The organism is Acidiphilium sp. AL (genome assembly GCF_025499445.1).
Classification (GTDB): Bacteria; Pseudomonadota; Alphaproteobacteria; order Acetobacterales; family Acetobacteraceae; genus Acidiphilium; species Acidiphilium iwatense.
Genome location: NZ_JAIMBZ010000020.1, coordinates 20,820 through 39,365 on the forward strand (window position 1 = coordinate 20,820; position 18,546 = coordinate 39,365).

Here is an 18,546-nt window from a genome sequence, read left to right on the forward strand (position 1 = left end):
CTTGAAGGGCCCGCTATACCCCCGAATCAGGGTGTCGCGCTACTCCGCCGCTTTCGCATCGGCTGCGCCGATCCGGCGGGTCTCGCCGCGCAAGGTGACGAATTCCTCCGCCGCGGTGGGGTGGATGCCGATGGTGCGGTCGAAATCCGCCTTGGTCGCGCCGGCGGTGATCGCCACCGCGAGCCCCTGGATGATTTCCGGCGCGTCCTCGCCCAGCATGTGCGCGCCGATCACCCGGTCGCTCGCGCCGTCGACCACTAGCTTCATCATGCTCCTGCGCGGCCGCCCAGTCAGCGCGTGGCGCATCGGGGTGAAACGGGTGAGGAATATTCTGGCGCCCCTCGGCGCTTCGTCCTCAGTGATCCCCACGGTGGCGAGCGGCGGGATCGAGAACACCGCGCTGGGCACGTTTTTCAGGGATACGCCGCGCGATTTGCCGCCGAACAGCGAGTCGGCAAGGGTATGGCCCTCGGCGGTCGCGACCGGGGTGAGGTTCAGCCGGTCGGTCACGTCGCCGATCGCGAAAATATGCGGGCTGCTGGTGCAAAAACCCTCGTCGATCGGGATCGCGCCGCTGGGGGCGACTTCGACCCCGACGTGCTCCAGCCCGAGCCCGGCAGTATTGGGTTTGCGGCCGGTGGCGAGGAACACGCAATCCCCCTCGATCGCGTCGCCATGGGATGTGACAAGCCGCTTCGCCGCGTCATGCGCGTCGATATGCAAAGGCGAATGGCCGGGGTGGAGATGCACGCCGCTGGCTTCGAGCGCCTCGGCCACGGCGGCGCGCAAATCCGCATCGAAACCGCGCAGCGGCAGCGGCTGGCGATAGACGAGATCGACGTGCGCGCCCATGCCGGCGAAAATTCCGGCGAACTCGACCGCGATATAGCCGCCGCCGATCAGCACCACGCGCTCCGGGCGTTCGGGCAGGTGGAATGCGTCGTCGGAGACGATGGCGAGGTCCGCACCCGGAATATCCGGGCGGATCGGGTGGCCGCCGGTCGCGATGGCGATGCGTTCGGCGGTTTTTGTCTCCTCCCCGACCATGATCGTATGGGAGTCGAGGAAGCGGGCGCGCGCATTGAAGATTTGCGCTCCCGCGCGGTCGAGCAGCCCGGTATAGACGCCGTTGAGCCGCTCGATCTCGCGATCCTTGGCGGCGATGAAGCGCGGCCAGTCATGGGCGCCGCGTATGATGTTCCAGCCGAAGCCCGCCGCGTCTTCGGCGGCGAAGCCGTATTCGGCGGCCATCACCATGAGTTTCTTCGGCACGCAGCCAACATTGACGCAGGTGCCGCCCCAGAACCGTTCCTCGGCGATACCGACGCGCGCGCCATGCCCCGCCGCGATGCGCGCCAGCCGGACCCCGGCCGAGCCGCCGCCGATGACGAACAGGTCGAAATCATAACTCATGCGATCATTCCTTTTCCGACCCTGGTATAGCGGATTCCGGGCGGTGCGGAATGGCGGGAGGCGAAACCGTGAACGATGTCATTTATTGCGCGATTACGATCAAACCGGACGGGTTCGTGGTCAAAACATTCCACAAAAACCGCATAAATTTATCTCTATTTTAAGACTTGATTTAATTGATTTTGAGAATTAAGCGCTCCGGCGATCCTTGAGTGGCTGGTTTGCGATCATATCCCGACGAATCCGGCCGGCAGCGCGTCCGGGTCGCGGGCTTGTTTCGTTCGAACCGTCCACGTGACTCGGAACACTGAAAGCGCCTGGACAAATGCAGATATCGACTCTGAGGAGCCTTTCGTCGCTGAAAAGCGCGAAGGAAGACACGAGGCGCATGTCCGTCGGGCGCGTGCCGGTCTATCGCGCGAAGCTTCCCGCGGCGGCGCAGATTCTGCCTTATCTGGAAATCATCGACGGCAGCCGGAACTATACGAATTACGGCGAACTGGTATTTTTGCTGGAACAGCGGCTGCGCGCGATCATCGCGGCGCCGGATTGCGACGTGATCGCTGCCGCTTCCGGCACGGCGGCGCTTCAGGCGGCGATTCTCGCAACCGCCGGGCGTGCGACAAAAGACCGGCCCTATGCGCTGATCCCGAGCTATACCTTCGTCGCGACCGCGATGGCGGCGGAAGCGTGCGGCTACGTTCCGGTTTTCGCCGATATCGACGCTGAAAGCTGGGCGGTGCAGGCGGCAGCGCTGCTCGATCATCCCGCCCTGGCGAAATGCGGCGTTGTCGTACCGGTGGCTCCCTACGGGCGGGCGCATTCGCAGGAGGAGTGGGTCCGGTTCGCGCGCCGATCCGGCGTGACGGTGGCGATCGACGCCGCGGCGTCGTTCGAGGCGCTGCTTGCCGATCCCGCCGGGCTGACCGGCGAGATTCCGGTCGCCGTCAGCTTCCATGCCACCAAATCCTTCAGCACTGGCGAGGGTGGCGCCGTGATCTGGTCCGACAAGGATGGACTGGCCAGGGTCGCTCAGGCGCTCAATTTCGGCTTTTTGCGCAGCCGGCAAAGCCGTTCGGCCGGGTTCAACGGCAAAATGAGCGAATATCATGCGGCGGTCGGGCTTGCCTGCCTCGACCAATGGAAGGCGACGGCGGAGTCCGTCCAAAATGCCGTTCATGCGTACCGGCGCGTCGCGGCGCGGGCCGGGCTGGAGGACCGGATCCTGACCGCGCCGTTCGTTGCCTCGAATTATGCCTTGTTCAAGGTGGAAACCCAGGCGGAGGCCGATCAGGTAACGGCCTCGCTGGGTCGGGCCGGAATCGAGCATCGCTTCTGGTACGGCCGGGGCGTTCATGCCGAACCCTATTTCGCGCGGCGGAAGCGTTGCCTGCTGCCGGGGACCGCGAGGATCGCGTCGCGTCTGATCGGGATTCCCATGTATCCCGACATCGAACCCGAGACGATCAGCCGCATCGTCGGCGTTCTCGCCGGGATAATCGGGCGGCAGCCGGTGCCGAATCATCAATATGCGGCCTGATATGACGAACAAGATCATTCTCTACGGCTCGACCGGACACGCGCTTGCCGTGCGCGAACAGATCAACCGGGTTTTCGCGCATCGCGGGCACGATATCGTCGCGTATATCGATGATTATCGCGCGACCGAAAATGCCCGTGTCGATGGTGTTCCGGTGATCGGTTTCGAGCAATGGCGCGACGAATTCCGCGACATTCCGGTTATCATCACGGTCGGAGATCCGCGCTCGCGCCGGAAGCTCGCGGCAAAAATCGAGGCGGCGGGCGGCATTTTCGCATCGATGGTCGGCGACTGGCCATCGATCGCGGGTGATTTCCGGCACGGCGAGGGCTGTTTCACCGGCGGCCCGAATTATATCGGGCCGAATGTCAGAATTGGGCAGCATGTCCAGGTGCAGCCGATGGCGGCGCTGGGGCACGATTCCAAAGTGGGCGATTTTACCACCATCTGTTCCTCCAATATCGCCGGCTGGGTGATCATCGAGGAAGAGGTTTTCATCGGCATCGGCGTTGCCATCGTCCACGGAACCGAGGCGCGGCCGATCCGAATCGGGCGCGGCGCCTATGTATGCGCGGGCGCGGTGGTCACGAAATCGGTTCCGCCCGGCACGAAGGTTGCAGGAAATCCCGCGCGGGACGTCAGCCTCGCGGCGTTGCGCAAACGCCGATGGATCGCTTCGCCATCGGCTCGCGATGACGTTCGTGCACAGGGTTCCGTCAATGGAATTCGGCAGATAAAAGAATGAAAATTTTCATTTTGTGCCGGAATCGCCCGATCTATCTCTGGGCCTGTCTCGACAGCCTGTTCAGGCTGACCCGAACCGCGTGCCGATTCATCCTGATCGACTCCGCATCGGACGATCCGCTGGTCCGGCCGGTTATCGAAGGATTCGAGCGGCGCGGGATGTTCGAGTCCGTCGTCTGGCTGAAGCGCAACGACGCTGGCCTGGTCCGTTCGACGATTCTCGATTTCCTGAGGGAAGAAGACCGTCTCTTCGGATTCATCGAATCCGACGTTTTGCTTCTGCCTGGTCCGTATGAATGCTGGCTCGAACGGATGCGGCAACTCATCGAGCTTGATGCCAAGCTTGCGATGCTCGGTTCGCTGGTTGATGCCGACGATTTCGTGCCGCTGGATGTCGCACGCAGGATCGCGCCGCATCTGTCGGAATATGAAATTCGCGATCTCACCCATCACGAAGACCCCGAACGCCAGCGGCATCGGCCCGTCAATCCCGATCAGCCGATTTTTTCTCCGCATAATCCGGCCGGGCGCTTGCTGATTCTGAAAACCGATGCGGTGCTGCGCGCCGGGGCGGCGAGCGATTTCGATCTCCACGAGCGGTTGTTCGAACTGGGCTATACGACCGGCATCAGCACCGAAGTGCGGCATCGGCATCTTTCCCTGATGAACATCTACGACTACCCGCATTACGATATGCACAAGCGCAACGAGTATATGTATAGCCTGACCTATAAGGCGCAGACGGAGAGAGCGCTTCGGTCCGGCGAAGATGCCGCGAGCCTTTTGACCAAGGAGCCCGATCTGCATCTGGAGGTCGACGGGATTCGCATCGAGCCGGAACGTGGCGACAAGAACTATCGTTTTACGGTTCCGCCCGGCGGGCGGAATATTTTTTTGGTTTCGCGCAAGGGATTCGCGCTCGGTTCCCCCGATCGGCGCCCTCTCGGCGTTGCGATCGACCGCCTGTGTCTCGATGGCAGGGAAGCGCTGCGGGATTCGGCACTGGTTCGGGGCTGGCGTGCCGATGAAGGCGGCTGGCGCTGGACCTCGGGGCGCGCCGAATTACCAAGCTGTTCGACCCTGGACGTTCATGTGGTCGGAACGGTGGATTATGTTCTGCGCCCGACCGAGGGTTTGTCGGCGGCGGGACTGGAGTCAGGTTTCGGGGCGTGATGCCATGACGGGCATGACGCCGGCCATCGCGCTGGCGAGCTCGGTGGGTAACAGGATGGTCGCGCCCTTGTTCTTGTTCATCTCATAAATCAGGTTCATCTGCCGGATTTTCAGCGCTGCGGGGTTGGCGAGATAGATCTCGCCGGCGCGGACGATCTGCTCGGCGATCGCGACCTCGGAACTCGCGAGCGTGACGCGCGCCTGTTTCTCTTTTTCCGCCTGGGCGTTGCGGCTCATCGCGTCGTTCAGCTCGGCGGGGATGCGCACGTCGCGGATTTCCACCGCGATGCCGCCGATCCCCCAATCGGCCGATTTCGTCTGGATCGCGTTGCGGATATGCTGGTCCATCTGTTCGCGATTGCCGAGGATTTCCGCGAGCGACATGAAGCTGATGGTTTCGCGCAGCGAGGTCTGGGCGACCTGGCCGATCATCGCGCGATAGTCGAGCAGTTCGGTCGCGACCCGCTTCACGTCCTCCACCTTCCAGAACAGGATGGAATCGACGGCGACGCTGACGCCATCGAGCGTGAGGGTGTTCTCGGCGCTGATGACGGTGCTCTGCTTTCTTGTGTCGACGGCGACATAGATCGTCTCGATCACCGGAATGATGAAAAACGCGCCCGGCCCGCGAATTCCGGCGAACCGGCCGAGGCGCAGCACCACGGCGCGTTCCCATTCATTCGCCATGCGCAGCGACAAGGCGACGGCGATGCCGATGACGACGACGATCGCACCGGGGACGATCAGCTTTAACAATCCGATGAGTGCGGCGCCGACGGCGATGATGATGACGGCGATGATGCTGGCGGATCGGTTCATGATCGTGTCCTTTTCAATGCCCTCGGGTGCTGGCCTTGTCAGTTCCGCAATAGATCGCGTCGCCTTCGGCTGACGATGACGCGCTCCCCGGACATGGTGACCGTCATCAGGCGATTCGCGACAATGCGGCGTCGAGCCGGGCGAGTTCGGCCTGTGCCGCGTCCAGCCGGTCGCGGTTCTCGGCGACTACATCCTCCGGCGCGCGGGCGACGAAATCCTGATTGGCGAGCTTGCGGGCGATTTTCTCGGCCTCGGACGCGGTTTTTTCCCGCGTGCTGGCGAGGCGCCTGCGCTCGGCGGCAAGGTCGATCACATCGGCGAGCGGCAGGATGATCGTCGCTTCGTCGATGATCGCCTGCGCGGCGCCCTTCGGCATGTCGCTCGTAAGTGGTTCCAGGCTGGCGATCCGGGCGAGCCGGGCGATTTCGGCGTGCCAGCGCCCCGCGCGGGCGATCGTGCCGGGATCGGCGTCGCGGAGCAGAATGGGGATGCGGCTCGCCGCCGGCACGTTCATCTCGCCGCGCACCGCGCGGATTTCCGAGATCAGGCGGATCACCCAGGAGACTTCGTCGTGCGCAACTTCGGCGCCGGCGACGGCGACCCGATCCGGCCACGGCGCCCGGATCAGCGAGCCGGCCTCGCCATAGCCGAAATCGTCCCACAGGGCTTCGGTCACGAACGGGATCACCGGATGCAGCAGCCGCAGGATGGTGCCGAGCACATCGGCGGCGACCGCGCGCAATTCGCGGGCTTCGCCGGTTTCACCGGAGAGGCCGGGTTTGGCGAGTTCGAGGAACCAGTCGCAGAAATCGCCCCAGGTGAAGCGGTAGCAGGCCAGCGCGTAATCCGACAGGCGATAGGCGTCCAGCGCCTCGGTCGCTTCCGCGACGGCGCGGTTCGCGGCGTCGAGAATCCAGCGCGACAGCGGCAGTTTCGCATGGCCGGACTGGAACGCCGGATCGGGCCGGCAGTCGTTCATTGCGCAGAAGCGCGCCGCGTTCCACAATTTGGTGACGAAGCTGCGATTGGTTTCGACCATGGCCGGACCAAGCTTGATGTTGCGCCCGGCACCGCTCTGCGCGGTGACGGTGTAGCGCAGCGCATCCGCGCCGTAGCTCTCGATGAGCGCGAGCGGATCGACCACGTTGCCCTTGGTCTTGCTCATTTTCTGGCCGCGCTCGTCGCGCACCAGCCCGTTCATCATCACGGTGCGGAACGGCACGTCGCCCATCACGTAGAGCCCCATCATCACCATCCGGGCGACCCAGAAGAAGATGATGTCAAAGCCGGTAACCAGAACGTCGCCCGGATAATAGCGCGCGAGTTCCGGCGTATTGTCCGGCCAGCCGAGGGTGGAGAACGGCCAGAGGGCGGAGCTGAACCAGGTATCGAGCACATCCTCGTCCTGGATGAGCGCTGCGGCGTGGCCGTAATGCTCCTCTGCCTGGAGCTTCGCGTCCGCCTCGGTTTCGGCGACGAAAATGGTGCGGTCCGGCCCATACCAGGCGGGGATGCGATGGCCCCACCAGAGCTGGCGGGATATGCACCAGGGCTCGATGTTGCGCATCCAGGCGAAATAGGTGTTTTCCCAGGATTTGGGCACGAATTCGATGCGGCCGTCCTCGACCGCAGTGATCGCGGGCCCCGCGAGTTCGGCGGCGTTGCAGAACCATTGCTCGGTCAGCAGCGGTTCGATCACCGCGCCGGAGCGGTCGGCGTGCGGCACGGTATGGGTATGCGGCTCGACGCGGTCGAGCGCGCCGATGGCATCCAGATGGGCGACGATTTCCGCGCGGGCGGCGAAGCGGTCCAGCCCCTCCAGGCTGTCGAGGAAGGACGGATCGGCCGGGTGACAATCGGCGCGGATTTCGGCGAGGGCGATGCGCGCGGAACGATCGAGAATCGAGGGTGCGGCGAGGTTGTGGCGCTGGCCCACCGCGAAATCGTTGAAATCGTGCGCGGGGGTGATTTTCACTGCCCCGGTGCCCTTTTCGGGGTCGGAGTGCGCGTCGGCGACGATCGGGATTTTCCGCCCGGTGATCGGCTGGACCACGGTTTTGCCGATCAGGTCGCGATAGCGCGCGTCGTCGGGGTGCACCGCGACGGCGGTATCGCCCAGCATCGTCTCGGGCCGCGTGGTCGCGACGATGATTGCCTGATCGGTGCCTTCGATCGGGTAGCGCAGGTGCCAGAGATTACCCTTGACCTCGCGCATCTCGACCTCGAGATCGGACAGCGCCGAGCGGAATTCCGGGTCCCAGTTGACCAGCCGCTTGGCGCGGTAGATCAGCCCGTCGTTGAACAGGCGGACGAAGATGGTACGCACCGCGCCCGACAAGCCGTCATCCATGGTGAAGCGCTCGCGCGACCAGTCCGGCGAGGCGCCGAGCCGGCGCAGCTGACGGGTGATCGCGCTGCCCTGTTCGGCCTTCCACTGCCAGACCCGGTCGAGAAACGCCTCGCGCCCGATCGCCTGGCGGGTGGTGCCCTCGCGCTGCAATTCGCGCTCGACCATCAATTGCGTGGCGATACCGGCATGGTCGGTGCCCGGCTGCCAAAGTGCGTCGCGGCCCTGCATCCGGCGGAAGCGGATCAGTACGTCCTGCAATGTCATGGTGAGCGCGTGGCCGACATGCAGGCTGCCCGTGACGTTGGGCGGCGGGATCATGACGGTGAAGGGTTTCGCGTTGCGCGACGGATCGGCGGCGAAGGCGCCTTCCTGTTCCCATGTCTCGTAAAGCCGCGTTTCGAAAGCGGCGGGATCGAAATTCTTGTCCAGCATGGATCAATTATGCGCGAAATGATCGCGCCGTGAAAGTAGCGGACTCTTGCAAATAAACAGCGAAACGTAGCGCAGCTCGTTTCGCTGCCCCTCGCGAATGCGAGGGCGCGGCTTTAGCCGCGAAAGCCAAGGGCGCGGATGCGCCCCCCTTCGTTGCGCTTCCAGCGATCCTTCGGGTCGCCGGAACCTTGCGCAACTCCGCCCGGCGTTTGAGGATCAATCAAATCACCCTCCGTCGCGGCCGACGACGCGTTCGATCTCGGCGCGGACCATGCGCTCGACCAGGCTGGGCAGGTGGGAATCCATCCAGGATTTCAGCATCGGGCGGATTTCCTCGCGCACGATCTCCTCGACCGTGGGGCCGCCCCTGGTGACCGCGAGCGAGCGATCCGCCGAGATGGTGCGAACCAGCGCGCCGAACTGGGCCGAGACCGCTTCGGCGGTGCGGGCGCCGATGATCGGCTGCGGTGCTTCCACCGTGCCGGATTTTTGCTCCGGCTCGGCGGACGGTTCGTAGGGCTGGTCGGTGCCTGCGTTGTCGGGCGGAGTTGCCGAAGGGTCCGACAATTCGACGGATTGTTGGAACGGCAACGGAGGGGGCGCTGTGGACAAGGTGGAAGACGACGCGAACGCCTCCCGCGCCGGGGTACGAAGCGGTGCGCGGGCGGAGGGCGCTTCGGCGGGCGGTTCGTCGTCCGGCACCATCATCGAGGCGTCGAGCATGATCACCGATTCGGGCGCTTGGGTCGCCTCCGGCGCGGCCGGCGGAACCTGGACCGGCGGTTCGTCATTCCTGATGATGCGGCGGATCGAGGCGAGAATCTCGTCCATCGACGGCTCGTTGCCTAGAGGCTGGTTCGAGACGCTCATCGGGTCGGCTCCTATTTGGTCGCGGCTGGGGCCATCGCCGCCGTTGCCGCCGGCTCGTTCAGCAGGCGGCCGTCCGGCGTGATCCCGGCTTCCTGATACGCCGCGTTGCCGTTGCCGAACAAGGCATCTTTCACCGAGCGGTAGTATTTCAGATCGTCGTAATGGGTGACCGGCAAAGCGAGGTCGGTCGCGGTCAGCCGGCCGATCGCCGCCGCGATGGCGTAGGATTCGTCGACCACGTTGGCGATGTTCTGGATTTGCGTGGTCTGCGCGTTGAGCAGCAATTGCTGGGCGTTCAGTACGTCGAGCGTGGTGCGGGTGCCGACGATTTCCTGGCGTTCGGTGCCGTCGAGCGCGATCGCGTCGGAGCGGATCTGGGCGTCGGTGCTGCGCACCGCCGCTTTCGAGGCGATCAATCCTTCATAGGCCTGGGTTGCCGATTGCACGGCGGTGCGGCGCGCGTCGATCACCCCGGCGATGGCAAATTGCACCTTGTCGCGCGCCTGGCGGATCGCCGCGTATTCCGAGCCGCCCTGGTAGAGCGGCACGGTGAGGTTGGCGAGCACCTGGCCGCCGGTGGTGCGCGAATGCGGGCCGCTCGGGTTCGATTCGTCGAAGGCGGAGGCGGACACCGAGATTTGCGGCGCGAGGGCCGCGACCGCGACATCCACCGCGTCCTGGTTCGCCGCCTGGGTGAACAGGGCGGCGACCACGCTCGGGTTGTTCAGCATCGCCTGCCGGACCAGGTCGGCCTTGTCCTTGATCGGCAGGACGAGCGGCTGCGGCGGTACCAGATGGCGCGCCGGATAGGCGCCGACCAGTTGGCGGAAGGTTTCGTCGGCGATGTGGAGATTGCCGCGCGCGACCTCGACCTGTTCCTGCGCGCCGGCGAGTGCCGCCTTGGCCTGGGCGACCGAGGTTTCGGTGATTTCGCCGACATTGAACTGATCCTGCACCGCGCGAAGCTGCTGGCCGAGGACCTTGCGGTTGTTGATGTCGAGCGAGAGCAACTGCCGGTCGGTGATGACGGTCACGAAGGCCTGCACCACCTTGGTGAACACGCTCTGCTCGGTCGCCAGCAACTGGGCGCGGGCGGCATAGACGTCGTTCTTCGCCTGATGGGTCTTGGCGACGGTGGCGCCGCCCTTGAAGATCGGCTGGGTGACGGTGATCTGGCCGATCGCCTCGTTGCGCGACTGCGGCAGGGTGGCGCGGGTGAGAGTGGACTGGCCGGTGAACGGATTCGTGCCGGGAAAGGCTTCCTGGCTGGTGCCGGTGATCCGCCCGGCGGTGCCCTGGATTTCCACGGTCGGGCGCCAGCCGGCGAGGGCGGCTGGCACGGTTTCGTCGGTCGCGCGCAGATTGGCGCGCTGCTGCTGCAGCGTCGGGTTGTCGGCATAGGCCTCGGAGAGCGCCTGGGTGAGCGTGGCAGGGCGGGCGGAGCGCGGCGCGTTGCCTGCGGCCAGTGCCATGGGCTGTGCGATGAGCGCGGCGACGGGGATTACGGCGCAGAGAGCGGTCGATCGGCGGCGCATGGGCTTCCTCGCAGAGAATGTCGTCGGATCGGAATGACGGATCATCAGAATACGAATTCGGGCTTGCGCCGGAAGGCGGTGAGCGGGCTGGCATGGCAATCGGCGACGGCGCGATGGGCGAAACCATCGCCGCTCGGCTCGGCACGCACGATCCGGCCGATCCCGCGTTCGTACAGGATCGCGATCAGCCGGCCGCCGGGGGCGAGCTGGGTGGTCAGGGTGTCGGGCAGGAATTCGACACCGCCCTCGATCACGATGAGGTCGAACGGGGCGTGTTTCGTATCCCCCCCGGCCAGCGGACCCGCGACGAGCCGCACCTCCGGCGCTTCGGCGGACAACGCCTGTTCGGCGATGGCGCGCAATGCAGCATCGTCTTCCAAGGCGAACACCGCGCCGCCGCAGGAGGCGATCACCGCTGCGCCATAGCCGGTGCCGGCGCCGATCACCAGCACGCGCTCGCCGGGGCGGATGGCGGCGAAATGGGCGAGCTTGCCGATGGTCAGCGGCGGCGGCAGCACCCGTCCGCCGCCGAGCGGCAATTCGGTGTCCGCATAGGCGCGGGAGGCGAGCGAAGCCGGGACGAACCGCTCGCGGCGCAGCGTGCGCATCGCGGTGACGATGCGGTCGTCGATGATATTGTTGGGGCGCACCTGGCTGTCGACCATCAGGGCGCGCGCCGCGCGGAAATAGGAGTCGGTATCCGGCATCGTGAAGCCTCTACGCCAGTGTGGTGGTTCTGAAGTTCCTGTGTACTCGCGGTGGCGATTTTAGGAACTTCAGAACCAAAAACCACACTGGAATCATATGTTTGCTAGTGGTCCTCCCGATTTGGAAGGTCGTAGAACGCCTTTGCCGGCACCGACGAACTTCCAAACCGGGATACTAGAGCCAGTCCCCCTATAAGGCCAGCCGCGCGATCCGGCAAAGCGCGGCGGCGGGGTGCGGCGGCCTTGCGCCGCGCGGGCGTTTGCGCCATTACATCGATATTCAAGAGGTTCGGCGCCAGAGTTCAATCCGACCGGCGCGGCCTTTTGATCCTTTCCGCACCGTGCGCGTCGATTTCGGCCGAACGGGGCAAACCACCCTGGGCAGCGCTGCCGGATCGGGTATGTGCCGCCCCACGAGATAAGGACCGATGATCGCGCTTTTTGTCGCACCCATTCAAGCTGGCGCCCACCCATCCGGCGCCGGTCGCGACCAGGCGCCCCGGCTCTTCAGCCCGACTCTTTTCACAACCCATCACCCGCGCCCGTACCCTGGCGACCCTCCGGTCCCGCTGCCGGCGCGCAGGAGTTTTTCCTTCAATGACCAAGACCATGCTCATCGATGCGAGCCACGCGGAAGAAACCCGCGTGGTCGTGCTGGACGGTAGCCGGCTCGACGATTTCGACATCGAGACCGCCGACAAGAAACAGATCAAGGGCAATATCTATCTCGCCAAGGTGATCCGCGTGGAGCCGAGCCTTCAGGCGGCTTTCGTGGAATATGGCGGGAACCGGCACGGGTTTCTCGCGTTCGCGGAAATTCACCCGGATTATTACCAGATTCCGGTCGCCGACCGGCAGAAGCTGCTGGAAATGGAGGCCGAGGAAGCGCGCCGCCGGATCGAGGCCGAGGATGCCGAGGACGCGCAACCGCGCACGGCCCCGCTGCACGCGGCAACCGCGCCGACGGTAACCGAAATCGCGATCGAGGACGCGCCGCCGCAGGCCGATCATGCCGCGGATCACGACGTCGAGCGTGGCGGCGAGCAGATATCCGGGCAGACTGAACCCGACCGTGTCTCGGGTGCGGCGGGGGAGGCCGAGCCGGCGGCCGAAGCGTCGGCGGATGACGGAGCAGAAGTCGAACGGGCCGAGCCGCCCGAGCAGGTGGGCGGCGAGGACGCGGCGGACGAGGCGCGCGAGCGGCGGCGGATGCGCACGCTGCGGTCCTACAAGATCCAGGAGGTGATCCATCGGCGCCAGATCATTCTGGTGCAGGTGGTCAAGGAGGAGCGCGGCAGCAAGGGGGCGGCGCTGACCACCTATATCTCGCTCGCGGGCCGGTTTTCCGTGCTGATGCCGAATTCGCCCAATGGCGGCGGGGTGTCGCGCAAGATCACCTCGGCGGCCGATCGCAAGCGGCTCAAGGAGGTGATGGCGGAACTCGACATCCCGGACGGGATGGGCATGATCGTGCGCACCGCCGGCGCCAACCGGCCGAAGCCCGAGATCAAGCGCGATTGCGAATATCTGCTGCGGCTGTGGGACGATATCCGCGAGCGGACGCTTGCCTCGGTCGCGCCGACGCTGGTGTACGAGGAAGCGACGCTGATCAAGCGGACGATCCGCGATGTCTATACCCGCGATGTCGATACGCTGCTGATCGAGGGGGACGAGGGGTTCCGCACCGCGCGCGAGTTCATGCGCATGCTGATGCCGACCCATGTGAAGAAGGTGCTCCAGTGGCAGGACCGCCAGCCGCTGTTCGCCAAGTACAATGTCGAGCAGATGCTTGACCAGATGTTCCAGCCGACCGTGCAGTTGCGCTCCGGCGGGTATCTGGTGATCAACCAGACCGAGGCGCTGGTGGCGATCGACGTGAACTCGGGGCGCTCGACGCGCGAGCGCAATATCGAGGACACCGCGCTGCGCACCAACATGGAAGCCGCCGAGGAGGTGGCGCGGCAGTTGCGGCTGCGCGATCTGGCCGGGTTGATCGTGGTCGATTTCATCGACATGGAGGCGCGCAAGCATAACAGCATGGTCGAGCGCAAGCTGAAGGACGCGCTGAAGACCGATCGCGCGCGCATCCAGGTGGGCAGCATCAGCCATTTCGGGCTGCTGGAAATGAGCCGGCAAAGGCTGCGCCCGTCGCTGGCCGAGACCATGCTGATCCCGTGCCCGCATTGCGCCGGGCTGGGCCATGTGCGCAGCACGGCGAGTACCGCGCTCGCGGTTCTGCGCGGTATCGAGGATGAGGCGGCGCGGCAGGCCGCCGAAATCGCGGTGCATCTGGCGCCGGACGTGGCGCTGTATATTTTCAACCATAAGCGCACCCAGTTGGCGGCGACCGAGGCGCGGTTCGGGATGCAGGTGCGTTTCGCAGCCGATGGCGCGGTGCCGTCCGAATTCCGTATCGAGAAACTGCGGGCGCAGACCGCGCCGCCGCGCCAGGCCGAGGCGCCGGTGGCGATTGACGCACACGCGGCCGAACCGGTGGCGGATGTTGCCGACGAGGATGAGGAGCCGGACGAGGAAGGTGTTGCCGGCGAGGCCGCCGATTCGCGGGCCGGCGGCAAGGCGGATGAGGGTGAGCGCGGCCGACGTCGGCGGCGGCGGCGGCGGCGCGGCGGACGGCGCGAGGATGCCGCACCCGCGCCGGGCGCCGATCAGCCGGATGTGCCGGAAATTCCGGCGGAATTCGCGGCACGGCTGGGTCAGCCGGTGGCGGTGCGCTCCGAGCCGGCGAGCGCGGCGGCGGTGACGCCGGACGTCGCACCTGCGGCCGAGATTGTCGAGGCCGCGCCGCAATCGGCCGTCGATGTGGCATCCGAGGAGGCCAAGCCGGAAGATGCCAAGCCGAAGCGGCGTGCGTCGCGCAGCCCGGTGCGTCGCCGCCGCGCCGGTTCGGATGCCGAAGCGTCGCCGGTGCAGGAGCCGGTTCTGCCGGTCTTTACCGATATCGCGGACATCTTCGAGGCGGCCGAACAGGCCGAGGCGCGCACACCGAAGCCGCGCCGCGCGTCGCGCGCCGCGGCGGCGGCGCAGGCGCCCGCGACGGTTGCCGAGGCCGCTCCCGCGCCGGAATCCGAGCCGGAGCGCGTGCCCGAGCCGGTTCCGGTTGCCGAAGCGGCCGAGGCGCAAACGCCGGAGCCCGCACATGAGCCCGAACCCGCGCCTTCACCCGCGGTGCAGCCCGTGGTGATCGGTGCGGCAGAGGCGCCGCAGGCGGAGCGCAAGCGCGGCTGGTGGCGCCGGCCGGCTTGATCAGACCTGATCGAAGTCGATAACCGTGCCGTCGGATATCGGCCTGGCCTGACAGGTCAGAACGAATCCGGCGGCCGATTCCCACGGTTCCAGCGAATAATTCACCGCCATGGCGGCCGCCCCCGCGACCACGCGGGCGCGGCAGGTGCAGCACATGCCGCCCTTGCAGGCATAGGGCAGGTCGAGCCCGGCGCGCAGGGCGGCGTCCAGCACTGCTTCGCCGTGCGCGACATCGATGCTCCGGCGCTTGCCGTCCGAAATGATCGTGACCTGCATGCCCGGCATGGCGGTTTCGGCGCGCTTGGGTGCCGCGCGCGGCGCGCCGCCGAGCGCGGAGACGAAACGCTCGACATGGATGGCCTCGGACGCGATGCCGTGATCGAGGGCCGCCACCTCGACCTCGGCGATCATGCCCTCGGGACCGCAGATGAAGACATGATCGACCGGGGTGCCGGCCATATGGCCGAGGAGGCGCGCGGCCTTGGCACGGTCGAGCCGTCCGTTCAGGATCGGGATGTCCTGCTCCTCGCGCGAAAGGATATGGACCACCGAAAACCGGCCGGTATAGCGGTCTTTCAGGGCGGACAGCGCGTCGCGGAACAGGATCGAATCGGCCGAGCGGTTGCCGTAGGCGAGGAAGACGCTGCTTTCGGGTTCGCGCGCGAGGATTGCGCGGATGATCGCGATGACCGGCGTGATGCCCGAACCGGCGGCGAAGGCGGCGACATTGCGCGGGCCGGTCGCGGGCGGGATCGCGCCGAACCGGCCGGTCGGGGTCATCACCTCGATGATATCGCCGGCGGCGACATCGCGGTTGATCCGGCGCGACATCGAGCCTTCCGCGATTTCGCGGGCGGCGATGCGCAATTCGCCGTCCTCCGGCGTGGAGCAGATGGAATAGGCGCGGCGCTGTTCCGCGCCGTCGATTATCGCGCGCAGGGTGAGGTATTGGCCCGGAGCGAAACGATAATCGGCTTTGAGATGATCGGGGATGCGGAAGGCAACGGAGACGGCGTCCGGGGTTTCGTGCCGGATATCGGCGACGGTGAGCGGATGAAAGCGCGGGGCGGTCATTGTCAGAAGGTTAGTGACATTTGAAGTGGTCGAAGGGCTCGCGGCAGGCGGTGCAGCGCCAGATGGATTTGCAGGCGGTGGCGCCGAATTCGGCAATGCGTTCGGTGGCATTGGACTCGCAGCGCGGGCATGGGACGGGGGTATTGTCGAACAGGCAGTTAGAGCCGCGCGCACCAGGCGGGGCGATACCGTTACGGGCGAGCTTGGCGCGGGCTTCGTCGGTCAGCCAGTCGGTGGTCCAGGCCGGCGCCAGCACGAGCCGGATGCGGGTGTTTTCGATGCCCGCTTCGTGCAAGGCGCGTTCGATATCCAGCGCGATCGCCGCCATCGCGGGGCAGCCGGAATAGGTGGGGGTGATGGTCACTTCGACGAACCGATCCACCAGTTCCACGCCGCGCAAGATCCCGAGTTCGGCAATGGTGAGCATCGGGAGTTCGGGATCGGGCACCGCGGCGGCGGCACTCCAGGCGCGATCGCGCAGGGTTGGTTGCGGCGTGCTCACCAGATCGCTCCGGGATAGGAGCGCGGCAGGATTTGCATTTCCGCAAGTAAATGGCCGAGATGTTCGGAATGCCGCCCGCGCCGCCCACCGCTCTGCATCCAGGTGGATTGTGGTTTCGCGAGTCCGGCTTCGGCGAGAATCCGATCGAGCGATGCGGTCCAGGCGGGACGGATGGTTGCGGGATCGGCCAGGATGCCGCCGACGATGAGGTCCGTTTCGGTTTCGGGAATCGCGAACATCTCGCCGGTATAGGGAAACAGCGCATCCAGCGCGTCCTGCGCGCGGCGATGGCTTTCCTCGGTGCCGTCGCCGAGTCTGATCGTCCATTCGGCGGCGTGGCGCAGATGATAGGCGGATTCGGGGACCGATTTCGCGGCGATGGCGGCGAGCGCGGCATCGGCCGAGCTTGTCATTGCCTGCCAGAATGCATGGGCGAAAGCGGAGTAGAGATATTGCCGGATAATGGTGTGCGCGAAATCGCCGTTCGGCTGTTCGACTAACAGAATATTGCGGAACTGGTGCGGATCGCGCCGGTAGGCGTAATCGTCTTCCGTATGACCGGCGTTCTCGATGGTGGCGGCATACTCATAGAGTAAGCGCGCCTGACCGATGAGGTCGAGCGCGATATTGGCCAGCGCCAGATCCTCTTCCAGCATCGGCGCATGGCCGCACCATTCCGCCAGGCGATGGCCGAGGATCAGCGCATCGTCCGCACGGGCGAGAACGGCGGCAAACAGCCTGTCATCGACGACGGCGATGCTTGTGGTGGCCATCGGGCCTTACATATGCCCGACATCGTCGGGCACCTCGTAGAAGGAAGGGTGACGGTAGATTTTGCTTTCCGCCGGCTCGAACAGCATCGCCGCATCGTCGGGGTCGGAGGCGGTGATGGCGTTCGAGGGAACCACCCAGACCGACATCGCCTCGTTGCGTCTTGTGAACAGATCGCGCGCGGCGGCGAGGGCGAGGGTGGCGTCGGCGGCGTGCAGCGAGCCGACATGCTTGTGCGCGAGCCCGTTGCGGCTGCGCACGAACACTTCCCAGAGTGGCGTGAGGGTCATGCCGCCGCCTTGCGCCGGCGCTTTTCGGCGAAGGCGAGTGCCGCCTCGCGCACCCAGGCGCCATTTTCATGGGCGCGGTTCCGCGCGGCGAGGCGGTCGCGGTTGCACGGGCCGTCGCCGCGCAGCACGGCACGGAATTCATCCCAGTCGATCGCGCCGTAATGCCAATGGCTGGTCGCTTCGTCGAACCGGAGCGCGGGGTCGGGGAAGCTCAGGCCGAGATAATGGCCTTGCGGCACCGTGGCGTCGACGAATTTCTGGCGCAGCTCGTCGTTGGAAAACCGCTTGATCTTCCAGCGTGTCGATGCGTCCGAATGCTGGCTTTCGCCGTCCGGCGGGCCGAACATCATCAGGCAGGGCCACCACCAGCGATCCAGCGCGTCCTGCGCCATGGCGCGCTGCGCCGTGGTGCCGCGCGCCAGCACGGTCATGATCTCGTAGCCTTGGCGCTGGTGGAAGCTTTCCTCCTTGCAGACGCGGATCATCGCGCGCGCATAGGGGCCGTAGGAGCAGCGGCAGAGCGGAATCTGGTTCATGATCGCGGCACCATCGACCAGCCAGCCGATCGCGCCGATATCCGCCCAGGTGAGGGTGGGATAGTTGAAGATCGAGGAATATTTGGCGCCGCCGCTCAGCAATTGCTCGACCAGGGTTTCGCGCGCGACGCCGAGGGTTTCAGCGGCGGCGTAGAGATAGAGGCCATGGCCGCCTTCGTCCTGCACCTTGGCGAGCAGCGCGGCCTTGCGGCGCAGGCTGGGCGCGCGGGTGATCCAGTTGCCCTCGGGCAGCATGCCGACGATTTCCGAATGCGCGTGCTGGGCGATCTGGCGGATCAGGGTGCGGCGATAGGCCTCCGGCATCCAGTCGTTCGGCTCGATTTTCTGCTCGGCGTCGATCCGCGCCTGGAAAGCGCCGAGACGGCCGGCGTCTTCGATGGCGGGCGGCGCCTTGTCCGCCGCGTTGAGGCCTTGGGTATACATGGCGAGGTTCCCGGTGTCGGGAGCGAGTTATATTACAAAAATTATCGATGTCAATTTATTTCGTAATATACGAACCGGCGGG

General features: G+C 65.7%; 15 protein-coding genes. 4 read left to right on the forward strand and 11 right to left on the reverse strand.

The genetic code is table 11. The features are described 5' to 3' along the window. Positions 1-39 precede the first annotated feature (39 nt). Positions 40-1,413, reverse strand: a complete 1,374-nt coding sequence (gene gorA, locus AiwAL_RS12360; RefSeq protein ID WP_262312780.1) for a glutathione-disulfide reductase — start codon at positions 1,411-1,413, stop codon at positions 40-42. Between the two features lie 388 nt (positions 1,414-1,801). Between gorA and AiwAL_RS12365 the strand changes: the two genes are divergently transcribed. Genes AiwAL_RS12365 through AiwAL_RS12375 form a run of 3 tightly spaced genes read left to right on the forward strand, consistent with a single transcriptional unit; the run spans position 1,802 to position 4,870 of the window. After that, positions 1,802-2,953, forward strand: a complete 1,152-nt coding sequence (locus AiwAL_RS12365) for a DegT/DnrJ/EryC1/StrS aminotransferase family protein (protein ID WP_235704888.1) — start codon at positions 1,802-1,804, stop codon at positions 2,951-2,953. Between the two features lies 1 nt (position 2,954). Then, positions 2,955-3,698 (forward strand): hypothetical protein, encoded by a 744-nt coding sequence (locus AiwAL_RS12370; RefSeq protein WP_235704890.1) that lies wholly within the window; start codon positions 2,955-2,957, stop codon positions 3,696-3,698. Beyond that, positions 3,695-4,870, forward strand: coding sequence for a glycosyltransferase family A protein (locus AiwAL_RS12375; protein ID WP_262312781.1), 1,176 nt, complete (start codon positions 3,695-3,697; stop codon positions 4,868-4,870). The genes AiwAL_RS12370 and AiwAL_RS12375 overlap by 4 nt, the downstream gene beginning before the upstream one ends. Here the strand turns inward: AiwAL_RS12375 and AiwAL_RS12380 are convergent. The 5 genes from AiwAL_RS12380 to AiwAL_RS12400 all read right to left on the reverse strand — a co-directional run bounded on the left by AiwAL_RS12380 (position 4,853) and on the right by AiwAL_RS12400 (position 11,583). Next, positions 4,853-5,689 (reverse strand): slipin family protein, encoded by an 837-nt coding sequence (locus tag AiwAL_RS12380; protein ID WP_235704892.1) that lies wholly within the window; start codon positions 5,687-5,689, stop codon positions 4,853-4,855. The genes AiwAL_RS12375 and AiwAL_RS12380 overlap by 18 nt on opposite strands. A gap of 106 nt (positions 5,690-5,795) precedes the next feature. Beyond that, entirely contained in the window at positions 5,796-8,471 is a 2,676-nt protein-coding gene (locus AiwAL_RS12385; RefSeq protein ID WP_235704893.1) for a valine--tRNA ligase, read from the reverse strand. Positions 8,472-8,696: 225 nt separating this feature from the next. After that, positions 8,697-9,341, reverse strand: coding sequence for a DUF2497 domain-containing protein (locus AiwAL_RS12390; RefSeq protein ID WP_235704894.1), 645 nt, complete (start codon positions 9,339-9,341; stop codon positions 8,697-8,699). 11 nt (positions 9,342-9,352) lie between these two features. Further along, a complete protein-coding gene (locus tag AiwAL_RS12395) occupies positions 9,353-10,813 on the reverse strand; it encodes a TolC family outer membrane protein (protein WP_407932557.1) in 1,461 nt (486 codons plus the stop codon). A gap of 107 nt (positions 10,814-10,920) precedes the next feature. Further along, complete coding sequence (locus AiwAL_RS12400) at positions 10,921-11,583, reverse strand: protein-L-isoaspartate O-methyltransferase (protein WP_235704896.1); 663 nt, start codon at positions 11,581-11,583, stop codon at positions 10,921-10,923. A gap of 597 nt (positions 11,584-12,180) precedes the next feature. Between AiwAL_RS12400 and AiwAL_RS12405 the strand changes: the two genes are divergently transcribed. Further along, the gene (locus AiwAL_RS12405) at positions 12,181-14,847 is read left to right on the forward strand and encodes a ribonuclease E/G (RefSeq protein ID WP_235704897.1); all 2,667 of its coding nucleotides are present in this window, start codon (positions 12,181-12,183) and stop codon (positions 14,845-14,847) included. Here the strand turns inward: AiwAL_RS12405 and AiwAL_RS12410 are convergent, their stop codons facing one another. The 5 genes from AiwAL_RS12410 to paaA are packed head-to-tail and all read right to left on the reverse strand — an operon-like array spanning position 14,848 to position 18,464. Beyond that, positions 14,848-15,921 carry a 2Fe-2S iron-sulfur cluster-binding protein gene (locus AiwAL_RS12410; protein ID WP_235704898.1) on the reverse strand — a complete coding sequence of 358 codons (1,074 nt, stop codon included), beginning with the start codon at positions 15,919-15,921 and terminating at the stop codon, positions 14,848-14,850. Positions 15,922-15,931: 10 nt separating this feature from the next. Further along, entirely contained in the window at positions 15,932-16,423 is a 492-nt protein-coding gene (gene paaD / locus AiwAL_RS12415) for a 1,2-phenylacetyl-CoA epoxidase subunit PaaD (RefSeq protein ID WP_316044780.1), read from the reverse strand. Further along, entirely contained in the window at positions 16,420-17,196 is a 777-nt protein-coding gene (gene paaC, locus AiwAL_RS12420) for a 1,2-phenylacetyl-CoA epoxidase subunit PaaC (RefSeq protein ID WP_262312782.1), read from the reverse strand. The genes paaD and paaC overlap by 4 nt, the downstream gene beginning before the upstream one ends. A 6-nt stretch (positions 17,197-17,202) precedes the next feature. Beyond that, complete coding sequence (gene paaB / locus AiwAL_RS12425; RefSeq protein ID WP_235704902.1) at positions 17,203-17,484, reverse strand: 1,2-phenylacetyl-CoA epoxidase subunit PaaB; 282 nt, start codon at positions 17,482-17,484, stop codon at positions 17,203-17,205. After that, a complete protein-coding gene (gene paaA / locus AiwAL_RS12430; protein ID WP_235704903.1) occupies positions 17,481-18,464 on the reverse strand; it encodes a 1,2-phenylacetyl-CoA epoxidase subunit PaaA in 984 nt (327 codons plus the stop codon). Before paaA ends, paaB begins: the two co-directional genes overlap by 4 nt. Between the last annotated feature and the right edge of the window lie 82 nt (positions 18,465-18,546).